This is a genomic window from Thermosynechococcus sp. Uc (genome assembly GCF_029335995.1).
Lineage (GTDB): Bacteria > Cyanobacteriota > Cyanobacteriia > Thermosynechococcales > Thermosynechococcaceae > Thermosynechococcus.
In genome coordinates this window covers 21664-36893 of sequence record NZ_JARJMS020000012.1, presented here as the reverse complement: position 1 = coordinate 36893, position 15230 = coordinate 21664, and the positions used below count along the sequence as shown (strand labels likewise).

The window sequence follows — 15230 nt, the reverse complement described above, 5'->3', positions numbered from 1 at the left end:
AGTCTGCCCGTTGAACCATGCGGCGGATCTGCTGCACAAGCACTAGGTCGGACCCTGCCGCCGCGATTTCTTGATCCGACTGGTTGAGGACAATCATCCGTGCCAACATGCCATCGAGAATGTCTTAGGGCGGTAGGCGATCTTGTTCGGTTTGACCGGGCTTCAATACGGCGCTGGGGACTTTAGTGAGGATGGGGGGGGGAATCACCACAGAACCTGTAATCGTGAGGTTGGGAATAGGATACCCCTGGGCGGCCTGCTGATTCAGCCAATGACAGAGTTCATAGACACGGGTTTTCGGCACATCGGCAATGGCCGCCAGCCCACCATTCATGTCGCCGTAGAGCGTACAGTAGCCCACTGCCAGTTCAGATTTATTGCCTGTGGAAATAAGTAAGTGGCCAAACTTATTGGCGATCGCCATCAGGAGGGTACCGCGAATGCGGGCTTGGATATTTTCCTCGGCAACGCCACTGGGGGTACCGGCAAACAGGGGCGCTAGCACCTCTTGGTAGGCCTGCATCAGCGGTGCAATGGGCAAAATTTGGGTGGCAATGCCCAAATTGGCCGCTAAGTCCTTGGCATCAATAACTGAATGATCTGAACTATAGGGGGAGGGCATTAAAACCCCCAACACCTGTTGGTTGCCAAGGGCAGCAGTGGCGATCGCCGCCACTAACGCTGAATCAATGCCCCCACTGAGACCAATCACCACCCGCTGAAAGCCACACTTACGGACATAGTCCCGCACTCCCAAGACCAGAGCTTGCCAAATTTCTTCAGGTTCACTGCTGGCCGCAGGAGCGATCGCCGTCGGTTGCAAATCTCCCCCTTCCCAACGCAGGGCGAGGAGATCCTCTTGAAAGCCCTTAGCTTGACTAACGATTTGCCCCTGCCGATTCACTGCCAAGCTGCTGCCGTCAAAAATCAAGTCATCATTGCCCCCCACCTGATTGGCATAGATTAAAGGGCAGCCATATTGCTGAACGGTGTGGGTAATTAAGGCCTGGCGCAACTTAGGCTTTCCCACACAGTAAGGAGAGGCGGAAAGATTGACAATCAGCTCCGCTCCCTCGGCCACCAATTCGGCAACAGGATTTTGTTGGTAATGCCGCTGCCCCCAAAACTCCTCGTTATTCCACAGATCCTCGCAGATGGTGACGCCAATCCTGAGCTGATCACTGGCCGTTGTTAACGTGAAGAGATTCTTGGTAGTGCCAGGGGCAAAGTAACGGCATTCATCAAAGACATCGTAGGTGGGCAATAACTGCTTGGTGAAGACCTGTTGCACCTGTCCCCCTTGCAGAAGTGCTGCACCGTTGTAGAGCGGCTTTTCCCCTTTGACCCCCGCCGTGGGATTGGGGAGCACTGTGCCCACTAAAACAGCCACCTGCGGCGGCAGGGCAGCGGCAAGGTGGTGCAGCTCCACTTGCATGGCTTCGACAAAATAGCGGTTGAGCAGCAGATCTTTAGGAGGATAGCCACACAATGCTAGCTCAGAGGTAATGAGTAGGTCTAGAGGGTGCTGGCGGCGGATCTGTTGGACTGCGGCGAGAAGGGCTTGGGCATTGGCCTTGAGACTGCCCACAGTGGGGTTGAGTTGCGCAATCCACAAATGCACCGCCATGGAAGTTCCTCAAAAGTTAGACAAAGACTAGGGGTTTATCCTTGAGGGGGGCAAAGGCCTCACGATTAAATCGGTAGAGCGTTGCCGGTCGGCCAGCCCCGCGGATGACTTTTTGCTGCGTATCCTGCAAAATGCCAAGTTTCAGGAGCCGGGAGCGAAAATTGGAGTAGTCGGCAAAGTTGGCGCCCAAAACCGCGCTATAAAACTGGTACAGATCATTGAGCGTGAAATACTCTGGCAATACATCAAAGGCCACAGGACTATACTCCAGCTTATTGCAGAGGCGGCGATGCCCATAGGCCAAAATTTTGCTGTGATCAAAGGCTAGGTCGGGGCAGGCATTGAGGGCAAACCACTGCACTGGAGACTCCGCCGCTGCAATCAGTTCGGCATCGGCAAAACGCACTAAAGCAAAGTAGCTCACCGAGAGGTAGCGCCTAGGAGTCTCGCGTCGCTCCCCTGCCGGTTCGTCAAAGGTGTACAGTTGCTCTAGATAGAGGTTATTGACGCGAATTTTTTCCGCTAAGGTGCGATAGGCCGCCGCTTCGAGGGATTCCCCCTGCCGCACAAGGGTACCCGGGAGACTCCAATAGCCTGCAAAGGGAAACTGTTGTCGCCGCACCAAGAGCACAAGGAGGCGATTTTGATCCGTATCCACGGAGAAAATGACGTTATCCACACCGACAACAAATTCCGCAAGGGGCGACGAGGAGGCACTCATGGCTGGTAAAGTCCTTGCTGCTGAATATATTGGGCAATCGCCGGCAGGAGTTGCTGTTCGTCCCGCTGCTGCCGATAAGCGGTAGAGGAAAACGCTGGTCCGCGATAGTTGGCTAATTCCACATGGGGACACAACTGTTCCACGGCTTGCCAATCTTGGGGGTCAATAACGACGCCGGGGCGCTGCAAGACTAAGAGATTGACCTGAGCAAGAAGTTTCTCCGCTTGGTACCACTGGGGCAGCTTAGCGAGGACATCACTGCCCACTACCAGGGTAAGCGGCTCACCGGGCCACTGCTGCTTTGCCCGCTCGACGGAATGGAGGGTGTAGGGATAACTGAGTTCCGGGCGATGTTCAATATTGGGGCGGTTGAGGCTGCGCACCAGAAGATGGAGCATGGCTTGGCGATAGGGCAAAGGGGTTTGCTGCCCTTTGAAGGGGTTATCGGCAGCCCACACTAACACGCGGTCATAGCGATCGCTCAACCACTGAAGAATTTGCCCATGGGCAGCGGTGGGGGGATCGGCACTGGTACCAAAAAGGGCGATTGTCATGGGTGGTGGCGTAATTGTTGGATCAGGGCTTCAAGGGCAGGGGAATAGACCACAGGCTGGGGCATCTCTAGGAGGGTCTCGGGCAATTCCGCTAAGCTGGCCCGGTGGCGATCGCGAATTGTCTCCAAAGACGCCGGTGGAAAGAGGGGGCGCCCTTCCTTCATAACCAGTTCTAGGAGGGGTTTGCCCCACACATTTTCCTCACTCTCTAGGGCAAGGCAATCGCCGCTGGGGCGACGATAAATTTGCTTGCGTCCGGGGAGCGTCATTTTGCCCCTAGAGGTCTTCATCACCCCTTGACCGTTAATTTCTACTAGCTTATAGACACCGTTAACAGGATCTCCGGTCACCAGTTTGGTGCCAATGCCATAGACATCAATACAGGCACCCCCTGCTTGCAGGCGACGAATTTCCGCTTCATCTAGGTCGCCACTGGCAATGATTGTTGTTTGGGGTAGAAGTTGGCGGATTTTCTGAGAAAGAGTCAGGAGATCCCCAGAATCAATGCGCACGGCCTTGACAACAATTTCCCCCGCCGCTTGGCGATCGGCAAGCTGAGCAACGGCAGCTAGGGTGTCATAGGTATCCACCAAGAGTGCCCCTTCAGGGTAGTAGCGCAAGAAGACCGTAAAGGCATCCTGTTCGCTGCCCACAAGGGTCGCGATCGCCATCACCAGGGAATGGGCCATAGTGCCTGTGGGGGCAACCCCCAATTGCTGCGCCGCCAAAACATTAGAGGTGGCTGTAAATCCAACGGCGAGAGCTGAGCGGGCTGCCCAAAGGGAAGCCTGAGGGCTAAAGGCGCGCCGTGTGCCAAATTCCAACAGTGCAACTTGTTCGCCCACCAACTGTCGCAGCCGTGAGGCGCGGGTGGCCACAAGAGTTTGGTAGTTTACAATATTCAGCAGACAGGTTTCTAGCCACTGGGCTTGCCAGAGGGGGGCCTCAATCCGCAGCAGCGGTTCTTGGGCAAAGACAACCGTCCCTTCCGGCACGGCCCAGACATTCCCTTGAAACCGACTCTGGCTCAACAGAGTCCAAAAGGCGGCGGGTGCCCGCTCAAACACCGCTAGACTTTTTAGGTAATCAATTTGCTCAGGCGTAAAGTGCACCTGCTGTAAGTATTCCAGTACCTGAGCCAAGCCCATGGCCACCAAATAGGTACATCCTCGGGGTAGTCGCCGCACACTCAGTTCAAAACTAGCAGGCGTCCACGCCAAATCTTCGCCTACATAGGTGGCCGCCATTGTCAATTGATAGAGATCCGTCAGCAAACTGTAGTCACTGGCGGCCAAGGTCAAACCTATCATTGCATCATTGCTCGGGGATGTAAAGGATGTTTTATTTAGAGTAACTTTTACCATAATTGTCAAGGCGATGCCATTGGGCTGTGTAATCCGCTAGCGAGGTCAGCAGGGGAGCCGATCGCCAGCGTTCGACACCAAAACCAAGGGCACGACAGGGCTGCCATGTCTCCAAAAGCTGAAAAATTGCCGTGCGGGCGATCGCCCCTTCCAGCGCCGAGGAAAAGACCAGCCGCTGCGGTTCTAGCCCTTGACGCAACAGGACGCTCAAACGTTCTGGGAAACCAAACAGCGCAGGCTTAATCACAAAGAGTCCCGGCCAGCCCCACTCTAACCACCGTTGCAACTCAGGCGCCCTGACTACACTCTCATCAAGGGCGATCGCTATTCTCACCGTTTGGGCTAGGCTCAAGAGGGCAGACCACTGGTGCGGAGGTAGCGGTTGCTCCACGTACTCAATTTTGCCTGCCCCGTAGCAATCCAGCCAGTTGAACCAGCGCCGAGCGGTTTCTAAATCCCAAGCGCCATTGGCATCAAGACGCAATTTTGTACCTTGGGGTAGAACTGCCAGTAACTCCCTGAGGATCCCCTGCTCAGCTTCTGGGGACATGACACCCACTTTCCACTTAAAGGTGGTTACTCCCCGCTGCCAAGGCGCCTGCCACTGAGTAAGGGCGGCTGTGCCACTGCCCAACAGTGCGCAGATTGGCCAGGAGCGAACCCGATAGGGGAGTTGCCCTACACTCTGCCAGGCGGTGGCAAAACCAAACTGGGCAGCGGGTAATGTTTCAGGAAGCGTGGCAATGATCTCTGGGGTGAGGTGACGAGGCAACTGCTGACACAGGGCAATATCGGCGCGGAGGGTTTCGCTGCCCCAGCCGGGGAGGGGGGCAATTTCCCCGTAGCCCACTTGGCCCTCGTCATTTTCTAAACGCAGGAGAAGACCACGGCGCGACCGCCAGTGCCCCTTTGCTGTTACCAGTGGTTCCTGAAGGGGTTCTTCATAGAGCCGCCACTGCCAGCGCACCTCTGCCGCTCCCTAGACCCGTTCAAGGGTTGCCTCCAGCAAATGTTTGAGTCTATGGCTATTGTAAATACCGCTGAGGAGGGCGTAGTGATTGGCATTTAGTTGCCAGTAGTGCTCAAAGCCTGTACAGCGGCTGACATCCCCCAGTAGAATGAATTGCTGCACGATAGCGTGGGGGGTAATCCACCCTTCCCCCTCCAGCCGGCCAAAGAGGCTGTGTTGGAGTACATAGGTAAATATTTGCTCCCCCAGTTCCAACTTTCCCCGCGATTGCAAAATGAGTTCTGGCTTCACTTGGTCGGGAAACGTAATCTTGGCGGCCATTGAAAACCAGTCCTCTTGAGTGTAGGAGACAAGAATTTTTCCTGTCACCGGAATTGGCTCCTGATTGGCCTCTAACCACGTCCCCTTCAGTAGCCACCGCCCCCCATCCACGAGAAATGTGTGATTCACGTTCTGCATACCCCAATGGCTGTCCTGATTGTATCCTTCCCCCCGTTGCAGGGGTAAAGATCAGCAGAAGTTTTTGCTCATTTCTCTAGTCCTTGCCAGCGATTGCTTTTATCATCGCTATGATCAAAGCACATCTTTGCTACATTGCCTGAGAAACTGACTTCCATGCAACGTCCTTGGCAACTCTGTTGTGCTGACCCTGCCCCCGCCACCTTTATTGCCCAAGTCCAGAGGCTGCACCCAGATGCTGGCGCCATCACTGCCCAGTTACTTTGGCAGCGGGGCTACCGCGACCCCACGCAGCAAGTGCCCGCCTTTTTAAGCTGGCGAAACTATTCCTCAACTTCCCCCTTTGAGTTTCCAGAAATGGCACTTGCCCTAAAGCGTTTGCAACAGGCATTCGAGAAACAAGAAAAGGTTGCCATTTGGGGAGACTTTGATACTGATGGGGTGACGGCCACCGCTGTCCTCTGGGAAGGGCTTAAACCCGTGCTCGGAGCGCAACTAGTGGACTTCTATATTCCCAATCGTCAATTTGATTCCCACGGTCTTTCCCGCCATGGCCTAGAAACCCTTTGCCAAAAGGGGGTCTCCCTGATCATTACCTGTGATACGGGCTGCACCAACAGGGCTGAAATTGCCTTTGCCCGTACCCTCGGCATAGATGTTATTGTTACCGATCACCACACCCTTGAAGCAACGGACTTGGGGGCAGTGGCGCTCCTCAATCCTCGGCAGTGCCCTCCGGAGCATCCCCTGCACCATTTATCGGGGGTTGGCGTTGCCTACAAGTTTTTGCAGGCCATTTACAGCACATGGTCAGAGAAAACCCAAGGGTATGTCCTAGAGAGTCTCCTGGATCTGGTGGCCATTGGCCTCATTGCCGATTTGGTTGAACTGAGGGGAGAGTGCCGCTATTTGGCTCAGCGCGGTTTAGAGAAACTGCAAATGAGTCAGACTCTGCGCCCCGGCATTGCGGCTCTTTTGCAACCTGCTGCTAGAAATAGGGTGCGGCAACGGGAGATTAGTTTTAGCCTTGCCCCCCGCCTCAACGCCGTGAGTCGCATTGAGGGGGATGTGCGACCCCTCATTACCCTTTTGACTACCAAAGATGAGCGTGAAGCCCGACGGTTGGCGCAGCGCATTGAACAGATAAATAGAGAACGGCAGCAACGTCAAAAAGAGATTGCCAAACTTGCCCATGCCAAAGTTGCTGAGTTGGATCTCTCCACATCGCGGGTGATTCTGCTCACGGATGACAGTTGGCCCTTGAGTCTTTTAGGGTTAGTCGCCAATGATCTTGTAAAAACCTATGGCCGACCGGCTATTCTGCTTCAGACCAATCCAGAAACGGGCATGGCGGCGGGTTCAGCCCGTTCCGATGGCGTTGTCGATCTTTACGCTGCCCTCCAGAGCCAGCGACATTTATTTGAGGGCTTTGGTGGGCATCCCTATGCGGTGGGTTTTAAGCTGAAGATGGAGCACATCCCCCTTTTGGCAGCAGCTCTCAACCAATTTTTGGCTCAGCAAGAGGGCACTGCCACCCCTACCCCGCAGCCGCTGAGGATTGATTTGGAAGTGAGTCTTGAGCAACTCAATGAGAAATTGCTCAAGGAACTGGAGGTGTTGGCCCCCTTTGATTCAACTCACCATCCGCCGCCGCGACTGTTGGTACGCAATGTAGAACTCACAGAAGCGAAGGAGAACATCTACGGGAAAAATCAAAACAAAAGAACGTATGTCTCAATGCAGCTCCGCGATCCCCAGGGGCAGTACACCTTTCCTGCCAAGTGGTGGGATCGTTCAGTAAGGGATTGTCCTCAGGAACGCTGTGACCTTTTGATTGAACTAGAGCAATGGCAGAATTTTCTCTCCGCAGTCATTAAAGACCTGCGACCCAGCGCAAGCCACGTCATCCAACCTGCCTCTTTTCAGTTCCTTATGGACTATCGCGATCGCCCCCCTGCGGCAAGTGTCGAGGGCTTGCGCGTGGAAACCTGCCCCACGTCACGGCAAAGCTGGCGCCAATGGATTCAGCGCGCAAGAAGGGAGCAGCAACCATTAATTTTGGCCTATGCTCCTCCCCCAGAACAGGATGCCCTAAAGGTGTGGCAGAAATTCTTAACACTGTGCCACCAAGCCAGTAAACAGGGAAAGCGTTTGCGGCAAGAAGAGCTACAGGCATGCCTTGGCATTGAAGCCGCCACATTGAACTCTGCCCTCAGGCTGCTGGAGACGCTGGGGGTGAAGGTTCTCTATACCGCAGGGGAATTTTGGTGTGATTGGCCACCAGAGGTCAACCCTTCTGCCGATACAGCGGTTGCTTTAGAAACTTTCACAGCGGCGATCGCCGAGGAGAATTTCCGCCGTCGCTATTTTGCTGTTGCCCCGCTGCAAGCTCTTCGGGAAACACACTAAATAAAATAAATAAAAACTAAGTTAAACCTTTTTACAACAGGGAACATAAGGAACACACACGAGCCGACGCAGGAAACACGCTAAAGCAGGAACACACTGACAATCAGCGTTATCAACATCAACCGACAGAAGAGGCGCGATCGCTCCTCCAAGAACCTCAATCTGTAACCCACAACTTGCCTTGGGGCACCCCTGCAACTGTACTTTTATCCTGCCACGGACAATAATCGCTGCCTACCGTGTTTTTACTTAACTTTGGCCCCCCTTAGAGCGCAGCAATTGACCCTCAGATTCCGTAAAATTACGGATGGCTAAACGTACATGGCTTCCATAAGGGCATCACTCATGGCCACATTGGTTGCCACACTTTGAATATCATCGAGGTTTTCCAGAGTATCCATCAGCTTAAGAACGCGCCGTGCTGTGTCTTCGTCGGTGATTTCTACGGTGTTCAGAGAGACCCAGCGGCTTTCGGTGTCAAAGACGGTGTAACCGTGTTCTTTGAGCGTTTCACTAACGGTTTCAAGGGCAGGTACGGGACAGCGCACCTCGGCCACCCCCTCTAGAATCTCGTAGGTTTCGACATCAGCCGCTAGTAGTGCTTCAAGAAAAGCTTCCTCATCTGTGGGCGCAGCAACCGTAACAATGCCCCACTGCTCAAACATCCAGCTCACGCAGCCCGTTTCGCCAAGGTTACCGCCCTGTTTATTAAAGGCTGCCCGCAAATCCGCTGCTGTGCGATTGCGATTGTCCGTGAGGGCTTCAATTAAGAAGGCAACACCGCCGGGGCCATAGCCTTCGTAGCGAATCTCTTCAAGGGGCGCATCACTATCGAGGGTACCGGTGCCCTTAGCGATCGCCCGCTCGATATTTTCGTTGGGAATCCCTGCGGCTTTGGCCTTTTCAATAGCGCTGCGCAGTTGAAAGTTACCTGCTGGATCGCCTCCCCCATGACGGGCAGCAATAATGATTGCCCTTGATAGCCGTGCAAAGACTTTCCCTTTCTGGGCATCTACCCGCGCTTTTTGTCGTTTAATGTTTGCCCATTTACTGTGACCTGCCATAGAGGAAAAGTATCCAAAAACCAAGAAGGACCCCGCTGAAGCCAACGGGGCAAGTTAACGGCGGCATTTAAATCAGAGCGGTTTTTAACGAAAACCAACAGCTGCTTGCCAAACAAAGGCCAAAGCCAAAAATAGGACGGGAATGACCGGCAGCACATCCACGAGGGGATCAAAAATTGCGTAGGCTTCTGGCAGTTTAGCAATCAAGACCAAAGCATCAATCATGGTGTTTTCCCAAAAGAATTTCGCGATCGCAAGAGTGCTGAAAAAATAGTACCATAGCCGCTGCGGCAACAGGATCGCGAGGCTAGATATTCTCCCCCTATCAGAAACAGAAATCCATAACTTTTGGATGCGGCAGGCGATCGCCCTAGCAGAGCAGGCAGGGTCTGCCGATGAAGTGCCCGTGGGGGCGGTGATTGTCAGTCCTGAAAATGAACTCATTGCCACCGGCGAAAATCGCCGTCAGCGAGATCATGACCCCACTGCTCATGCGGAAATCGTTGCCCTGCGCCGGGCGGGGCAGCGCTTGGGTACTTGGTATTTAACCGGCTGTCGCCTCTATGTCACGCTAGAACCTTGCCCGATGTGTGCAGGCGCGATTATTCAAGCCCGCATCCATACCCTCATCTATGGAACGGCTGACCCCAAAACAGGGGCGATTGACTCGGTGCTGCAATTGCCGCAGAGTCCAGCGGTGTTCCACCGGCTGCAGGTGATTAGCGGCGTTCAGGCAGCAGCCTGTCGGCAGCAGTTGCAAACGTGGTTTCGCCAGCATCGTCAGAAAGAACGGCAATAATACCCGCGTCACCCACTCGCTCCCGCAGAGTCTGGATGGTTTCGCCCAGAAGAGGATGTCGCCAGTGGGGGGCGATCGCCGCTAGAGGGACAAGGACAAAGGGCCGTTCTGCCAGGCGGGGATGGGGCAGGGTCAGTTCGGCGGTGGTGATTACGCGATCGCCATAGAGCAGCAGATCTAGATCAAGGGTACGCGCCCCCCAATGCTCTTGGCGTTGGCGGCCAAAGTGCACCTCGATCCTTTGCAGGGTTTTCAGTAGTGCCCAAGGGGACAGTTGCACTCGGGCAATGAGGCAACCATTCCAGTAGTTCGGTTGGGGCGGCCCCACAGGGATCGTGCAATACCACGGCGAGTAGGCTAAGACATCGATCCCCGCCGTTTGGGCAAGCATTTGGACCGCTGAGCGCAGTTGCCGCAATGGCTCACCTAGGTTGCTTCCGAGGGCGATCGCAGCGAGGGGGGGGTCAGACGGGGATATACTTAAGTCAGTGCATTCTGCCATTGTGCTTGTGTAGAGTGCCTCTTCCTCCTCCTGTTATACCTGCACTGTTCACCTATTGCCGAAATCACTGTGGATCTCCGGACGCTCTTTCATACTGCAACCCCAGTCATTGGTGTTGTCCACCTCCTCCCCTTACCCACCTCTGCCCGTTGGGGAGGGAGTCTCAAGGCTGTTATTGACCGCGCAGAACAGGAAGCCGCAGCCCTTGCTTCAGGGGGAGCCAATGCCATTATTGTTGAGAACTTCTTTGATGCCCCCTTCACCAAAGATCGGGTGGATGCAGCCGTTGTCAGCGCTATGACCTTGGTGGTGCAGCGGTTAAAGAATCTGGTGGCCTTGCCCATTGGCCTCAATGTGCTGCGCAATGATGCCTTTAGTGGTCTGGCGATCGCGGCCTGTACGGGGGCACAATTTATCCGTGTCAATGTGCTCACTGGGGTAATGGCCACAGATCAGGGCATCATTGAAGGTCAAGCCCACCAACTGCTGCGCTACCGCCGCGAATTGGGGCAAGACATTAAAATTTTTGCCGATGTGATGGTAAAGCATGCCCAGCCCCTCCACAGTCCGAACCTCGCCACTGCGGTGCGAGACACCTTTGAGCGAGGACTTGCTGATGGAGTGATTCTCTCCGGTTGGGCAACGGGACACCCGCCCACTGAGGACGATCTATCGGTCGCTGCCAGTGCAGCCAAGGGACAACCCCTCTTTATTGGCAGTGGTGCTTCCTGGGACAATGTCGAGCAGTTAGCGCCCTACGTCAATGGCGTCATTGTTGCCAGTTCCCTGAAGCGCAATGGTCAAATTGAACAACCCATTGACCCCATTCGTGTTAGCCGTTTTGTCGAGGCATGGCAGCGGGCACACCACAAGATTCAGGAACTCAATCGCGCCAATGGTAACTGTCGGGGGTCTGTTAGTGGACCCCTGCCGGCTATGTTTGTGCATGGGCAAAAGTAATCAGGCGATCGCCCCTGTTAACTGCGGAACGTAGTTTCCAAGACCATTGAGGTTGAGGCGATAGCTGCGGGGATGGGCAATCAGGTAAGCTGTACTGCTAAAAATTTGCTCTAACTCCACAAGGCCGTTTTCCTTGAGGGTACGCCCCGTTGACACCAAATCCACAATGGCCTCTGCCATACCCGTAATTGGCCCCAGTTCTACCGAACCATAGAGCGGCACGATATCCACCGGCAAATCCAGCTCTTGGAAAAAGGCATCGGCGCAGCGGACAAACTTTGAGGCAACGCGGCAATGGGGGGGCAAATCGCGGGCACTGCGGTAGGGGCTAGAGGCTTTGACGGCCACCGACAGGCGACATTGACCAAAACCCAAATCCGCCAGTTTGGCGACGTGGGGATTTTTTTCCCGCAACACATCATAGCCAACAATCCCCAACTGGGCTTGGCCATACTGCACATAAACGGGGACATCTTGAGCACGTACCAAAAGGGCGCGGGCGCGACCATCCTGAGACAGCACTTGGAGTTGGCGATTCCCTGGCTCTAGGAGCGCCTCAAAGTTCAAGCCCACCTTTTGGAAGTAAGCAATACTGTCTTTCAGCAGGGCACCTTTGGGTAGGGCGATCGTTAACATGGCCTAGACACTCTGAACCTGCAAATAGGTTGCCCCATCACTGAGGGCTTCAATCTGCGGTGGCGCATCCGTCTCAATCCAAGCAATATAGGGAATCTGGCGATCGCGGGCATAGGCGCGGATTTGCTCTGGGGTCAGATCAAGAAGTGACAACTCCACGCGGGTGGAACCATCCAAGCGCAGTGTTTGAGCATGGTGTAGGGCAGCAGCGAGGGCGTTGGGTGTGCGGGGAACCACGAGCCATTGACTGCGGGGGGCTAATAGGGCAGCTGAGGGAATAGCGATCGCCTGAAGAAGCGCCTCCACATTAAAGACAAAACCAATCCCCGGCACAGAAACACCGTCGGGATGGTAAATACTGAGCAGTTGATCATAGCGTCCCCCTTGAGCCACCAACCGCAGTTCTGTTGCCGTGGGAATCAAGACTTCAAAAATAATTCCCGTGTAGTAATCAAAGGACTGCACAAGGCTTAAATCAAGGGTAATGGATAAAGACTCAGCCACCAAGCCCAGCAATTGTTGCAGTTCTGCAAAGCGATCAGCAACCCCTGCAACATCAGACCACTGTGCCAAACGTTCCCCCACTTCCTTCGGGGTACCCCGTAGATCAAACAGGGCAAGGGCGCGATCGCCCCAAGGGGGGCTTAAAGCCTGCAAACTCACGCGGTCTAAATTGGCTAGGCATTGGCGTACAATTTTTTGCAATTCCGCTGGAAAGGTACTGAGCAACTGTTGCGTTAGGTGGGCATCTCCCACCAAGAGATAGGCCTCCTTAACGGCTAACGCCCCAAGGCACTCCTGCACCAACCAGAGAATTTCTGCATCCGCCGCTAAACCTGTTGCCCCTAGTAGCTCTACCCCTGCTTGGAAAAATTCCTGCTGGTTGCCCAACTCTGCCACTGTCGTCCGCCGAAAGACATTCGTTTTGTAATAGAGCCTTTGGGGCAGTTGTCTTCCTGCCATACGAGTCACAGCGGCGCGAGCAATCGAAGCCGTTAATTCTGGCCGCAATCCCAAGGGTTCACCACTGCTCCCCTGGACTTGAATGACGGTCTCTGGATGGACAGTGCCCCCTGCCGTTAGGGTTGCTAGGGTCTCGATTGTGGGTGTAATAATTTCTTGGTAGCCCCAGCTTTGAAAGACGCGCTCCAAGCGCTGCTCTAGCCACCGTTGCCGTGCCACATCCAAGGGTAAAATATCGCGGGCACCACAGGCAGGTTGATACACCATAGTGAATTACTTTTTCCCAAAAAGACCAAAGAAGGAAGATTTCTTTTTCTCTGGTTTGGGCGGCTCAGTATTTTTTCGCTGTTGCTGTGCTTTGCGCTCCCTCTTTTTAATTTCTTCAAGTCCTTGGATTGCCGTCACCTCTTGAGGATTGAGCTTCAGGGCTTGATTAAAGTGAATTTTGGCCATACTCAAAGAGCCTTGTTGTAGGTACACCTTGCCTAGGAGGGCATTACAGCGGGCACTGCGGGGATCAATTTTCAGGGCATCCTTCAGTTCTTTGATAGCCTCCAGATAAATGCCTTTATTCAACAGCTCCTCTGCCCGTCGGAAGTATTGCTCTGTAAATTGCTCTGTTTTTGAAGTCTCTGTGGGCGGTGTCGTCGCTGGGGCTGCGCGCACTTGAGTTTCATCTGGTTTGGGTTGCGGCGCAGGCGCAGAAACTATAGGTGGTGCTGCTGTTGCTTTACCTCCCGCCGATCGCCACAAATAGATTAGATTTAGTTCGCTAATTTGTTCACTGATCTTCAGGGCGTTGTTTAAGTCTGTGTATTGATCTTGGGCAAGGGTATTGAGAGCCTTTTGATAGGCTTCTTCAACGTTGGCAGCGTTAAAGACTTCCCGTGCCAAATCAAAGGTGGGTGTTGGCACAATGTTGGCTGTTAGCAGTTGCTTTTCGAGCAAGCGCAAAATGACTTGGTATTCTTCCCGCTCTTTTTCTTGAGAAAGCACCTCATAGGCAGGATTCACAAACTTGGAGAGCAAATCACTGGCCATTTTTTTACCCGATTCATCATCACGGCTATCGGGGTGCAGTGTCTTTGCAATTTTCAGATATCGCTTGCGAATTTCCCCTGGTGCTGCCGACAATGGAACCCCTAGGGCAGCATGGAGATCTCGTTGAGAGTTAAAGCGACCCAAGCCGTGATTGATCTCGAAGGGCATAGTCAATGAAACCGCAGGGGCAGAACATCATTTAATTATAACTTGCTAATAGAGGGGGGTGTGACTATCTGCGGCAATGGTGTAGCCCCTTCCCGATCAGCCCCTAGGTAAACACTACGGTGCGATTGCCATACACAAGAATCCGATTTTGTAAATGCAACTGTACTGCCCGCGCCAACACCACCCGTTCCAAATCCTTGCCCTTACGAATTAGATCCGCCACCGTGTCGCGATGACTCACATGGACAACCGCCTGCTCAATAATTGGCCCTTCATCTAAGTCTGCTGTGGCATAGTGAGCAGTGGCGCCAATGATTTTCACCCCCCGCTCATAGGCACGGTGGTAGGGATTGGCTCCCGCAAAGGCAGGCAAAAACGAATGGTGAATGTTGATCACTTGGGGAAAGGCTTCAATAAATTCAGCACTGAGCACCTGCATATACTTGGCCAGCACCACCAAATCAATCTTGTAGTCCCTGAGCAGTTGTAGTTCCTTGGCTTCCGCGAGGGGCTTGGTCTCTGGCGTCACGGGAATATAGTGAAAGTCAATGCCAAACTGCTCCGCAATGGGACGCAAATGCTCGTGGTTACTGATAATTAGGGGAATTTCGGCAAAGAGATCCCCCGCCCGCTGCCGCAGCAGCAGATCCCAAAGGCAATGATCTTGGCGGCTCACCCAAATGGCCAGCCGATAGGGAATATCCGACGCCCGCAACTGCCAGCGCACTCCCAGCCAACTGGCAAAGACCTTTTCCCGCTGGGCATAGTTAATGAACGTCGTGGCAATTTGATCGCGGGGAATCTCAAAACCCTCCAGCTGCCACTCCAGGCGGGAGAGAAAAATGCCTGCAACGGCATCGGTGTGGTGGTCGGCATGGACAATGTTACCGTTGTAGCGATAGACAAACTGTGCCAATTTGGCCACCAGCCCCCGCTGATCGGGACAGGAAATAGAGAGGGTCATTGTTGGCATAGGCCCACCGCAAAGCAGAG

The 15230-nt window shown here is 54.0% G+C and carries 16 protein-coding genes; 3 read left to right on the top strand and 13 right to left on the bottom strand.

Annotation, left to right across the window (positions count from 1 at the left end):
• Positions 1-124: 124 nt before the first annotated feature.
• The 6 genes from P3X23_RS01505 to P3X23_RS01480 are packed head-to-tail and all read right to left on the bottom strand — an operon-like array spanning position 125 to position 5695.
• On the bottom strand, positions 125-1627 hold the full coding sequence (locus P3X23_RS01505; protein WP_300872449.1) for an NAD+ synthase: 1503 nt from the start codon (positions 1625-1627) through the stop codon (positions 125-127).
• A 16-nt stretch (positions 1628-1643) separates the two neighbouring features.
• Entirely contained in the window at positions 1644-2348 is a 705-nt protein-coding gene (locus P3X23_RS01500) for an NUDIX domain-containing protein (protein ID WP_300872446.1), read from the bottom strand.
• On the bottom strand, positions 2345-2902 hold the full coding sequence (locus P3X23_RS01495) for a nicotinate-nucleotide adenylyltransferase (protein ID WP_300872443.1): 558 nt from the start codon (positions 2900-2902) through the stop codon (positions 2345-2347). The genes P3X23_RS01500 and P3X23_RS01495 overlap by 4 nt, the downstream gene beginning before the upstream one ends.
• Positions 2899-4212: a nicotinate phosphoribosyltransferase gene (locus tag P3X23_RS01490; RefSeq protein ID WP_300872441.1), complete on the bottom strand. Its 1314-nt coding sequence runs from the start codon at positions 4210-4212 to the stop codon at positions 2899-2901. The genes P3X23_RS01495 and P3X23_RS01490 overlap by 4 nt, the downstream gene beginning before the upstream one ends.
• A 31-nt stretch (positions 4213-4243) precedes the next feature.
• A complete protein-coding gene (locus P3X23_RS01485; RefSeq protein ID WP_300872439.1) occupies positions 4244-5233 on the bottom strand; it encodes an o-succinylbenzoate synthase in 990 nt (329 codons plus the stop codon).
• Positions 5234-5245: 12 nt separating this feature from the next.
• Positions 5246-5695, bottom strand: a complete 450-nt coding sequence (locus P3X23_RS01480; protein ID WP_300872437.1) for a hypothetical protein — start codon at positions 5693-5695, stop codon at positions 5246-5248.
• A gap of 156 nt (positions 5696-5851) precedes the next feature.
• Between P3X23_RS01480 and recJ the strand changes: the two genes are divergently transcribed.
• Positions 5852-8104: a single-stranded-DNA-specific exonuclease RecJ gene (gene recJ / locus P3X23_RS01475; RefSeq protein ID WP_300872434.1), complete on the top strand. Its 2253-nt coding sequence runs from the start codon at positions 5852-5854 to the stop codon at positions 8102-8104.
• 311 nt (positions 8105-8415) lie between these two features.
• Here recJ and P3X23_RS01470 read toward each other — a convergent pair whose 3' ends face one another.
• Together P3X23_RS01470 and P3X23_RS01465 are read right to left on the bottom strand one after the other, a co-directional pair.
• Entirely contained in the window at positions 8416-9168 is a 753-nt protein-coding gene (locus P3X23_RS01470) for a YebC/PmpR family DNA-binding transcriptional regulator (protein ID WP_300872431.1), read from the bottom strand.
• Positions 9169-9252: 84 nt separating this feature from the next.
• A complete protein-coding gene (locus P3X23_RS01465; RefSeq protein WP_041429384.1) occupies positions 9253-9390 on the bottom strand; it encodes a photosystem II reaction center protein K in 138 nt (45 codons plus the stop codon).
• 91 nt (positions 9391-9481) lie between these two features.
• Between P3X23_RS01465 and tadA the strand changes: the two genes are divergently transcribed.
• Entirely contained in the window at positions 9482-9967 is a 486-nt protein-coding gene (tadA, locus tag P3X23_RS01460; RefSeq protein ID WP_367186467.1) for a tRNA adenosine(34) deaminase TadA, read from the top strand.
• Here tadA and folK read toward each other — a convergent pair.
• The gene (folK, locus tag P3X23_RS01455) at positions 9888-10469 is read right to left on the bottom strand and encodes a 2-amino-4-hydroxy-6-hydroxymethyldihydropteridine diphosphokinase (protein ID WP_300872426.1); all 582 of its coding nucleotides are present in this window, start codon (positions 10467-10469) and stop codon (positions 9888-9890) included. The two genes, tadA and folK, sit on opposite strands and share 80 nt — an antisense overlap.
• Positions 10470-10538: 69 nt before the next feature.
• Here folK and btpA point away from each other — a divergent pair, with 69 nt between their 5' ends.
• A complete protein-coding gene (gene btpA / locus P3X23_RS01450; RefSeq protein WP_300872424.1) occupies positions 10539-11429 on the top strand; it encodes a photosystem I biogenesis protein BtpA in 891 nt (296 codons plus the stop codon).
• On the opposite strand, the gene hisG is transcribed toward btpA, so the two are convergent.
• The 4 genes from hisG to purU form a co-directional block, all read right to left on the bottom strand.
• Positions 11430-12065 carry an ATP phosphoribosyltransferase gene (gene hisG, locus P3X23_RS01445; RefSeq protein WP_300872422.1) on the bottom strand — a complete coding sequence of 212 codons (636 nt, stop codon included), beginning with the start codon at positions 12063-12065 and terminating at the stop codon, positions 11430-11432.
• A 3-nt stretch (positions 12066-12068) separates the two neighbouring features.
• A complete protein-coding gene (locus tag P3X23_RS01440; RefSeq protein ID WP_300872419.1) occupies positions 12069-13295 on the bottom strand; it encodes an ATP phosphoribosyltransferase regulatory subunit in 1227 nt (408 codons plus the stop codon).
• A gap of 6 nt (positions 13296-13301) precedes the next feature.
• Positions 13302-14237: a DnaJ domain-containing protein gene (locus tag P3X23_RS01435; RefSeq protein WP_300872416.1), complete on the bottom strand. Its 936-nt coding sequence runs from the start codon at positions 14235-14237 to the stop codon at positions 13302-13304.
• Positions 14238-14340: 103 nt separating this feature from the next.
• On the bottom strand, positions 14341-15210 hold the full coding sequence (gene purU, locus P3X23_RS01430) for a formyltetrahydrofolate deformylase (RefSeq protein ID WP_300872414.1): 870 nt from the start codon (positions 15208-15210) through the stop codon (positions 14341-14343).
• Positions 15211-15230 lie beyond the last annotated feature (20 nt).

What these genes read in the sequence shown, in the direction of transcription:
- P3X23_RS01500 (WP_300872446.1), bottom strand. Translation starts at nt 2,348, where the DNA reads ATGAGTGCCTCCTCGTCGCCCCTTGCGGAATTTGTTGTCGGTGTGGAT.
- P3X23_RS01495 (WP_300872443.1), bottom strand. Translation starts at nt 2,902, where the DNA reads ATGACAATCGCCCTTTTTGGTACCAGTGCCGATCCCCCCACCGCTGCC.
- purU (WP_300872414.1), bottom strand. Translation starts at nt 15,210, where the DNA reads ATGCCAACAATGACCCTCTCTATTTCCTGTCCCGATCAGCGGGGGCTG.
- P3X23_RS01480 (WP_300872437.1), bottom strand. Translation starts at nt 5,695, where the DNA reads ATGCAGAACGTGAATCACACATTTCTCGTGGATGGGGGGCGGTGGCTA.
- P3X23_RS01435 (WP_300872416.1), bottom strand. Translation starts at nt 14,237, where the DNA reads ATGCCCTTCGAGATCAATCACGGCTTGGGTCGCTTTAACTCTCAACGA.
- P3X23_RS01470 (WP_300872431.1), bottom strand. Translation starts at nt 9,168, where the DNA reads ATGGCAGGTCACAGTAAATGGGCAAACATTAAACGACAAAAAGCGCGG.
- recJ (WP_300872434.1), top strand. Translation starts at nt 5,852, where the DNA reads ATGCAACGTCCTTGGCAACTCTGTTGTGCTGACCCTGCCCCCGCCACC.
- P3X23_RS01440 (WP_300872419.1), bottom strand. Translation starts at nt 13,295, where the DNA reads ATGGTGTATCAACCTGCCTGTGGTGCCCGCGATATTTTACCCTTGGAT.
- folK (WP_300872426.1), bottom strand. Translation starts at nt 10,469, where the DNA reads ATGGCAGAATGCACTGACTTAAGTATATCCCCGTCTGACCCCCCCCTC.
- P3X23_RS01490 (WP_300872441.1), bottom strand. Translation starts at nt 4,212, where the DNA reads ATGATAGGTTTGACCTTGGCCGCCAGTGACTACAGTTTGCTGACGGAT.
- hisG (WP_300872422.1), bottom strand. Translation starts at nt 12,065, where the DNA reads ATGTTAACGATCGCCCTACCCAAAGGTGCCCTGCTGAAAGACAGTATT.
- P3X23_RS01505 (WP_300872449.1), bottom strand. Translation starts at nt 1,627, where the DNA reads ATGGCGGTGCATTTGTGGATTGCGCAACTCAACCCCACTGTGGGCAGT.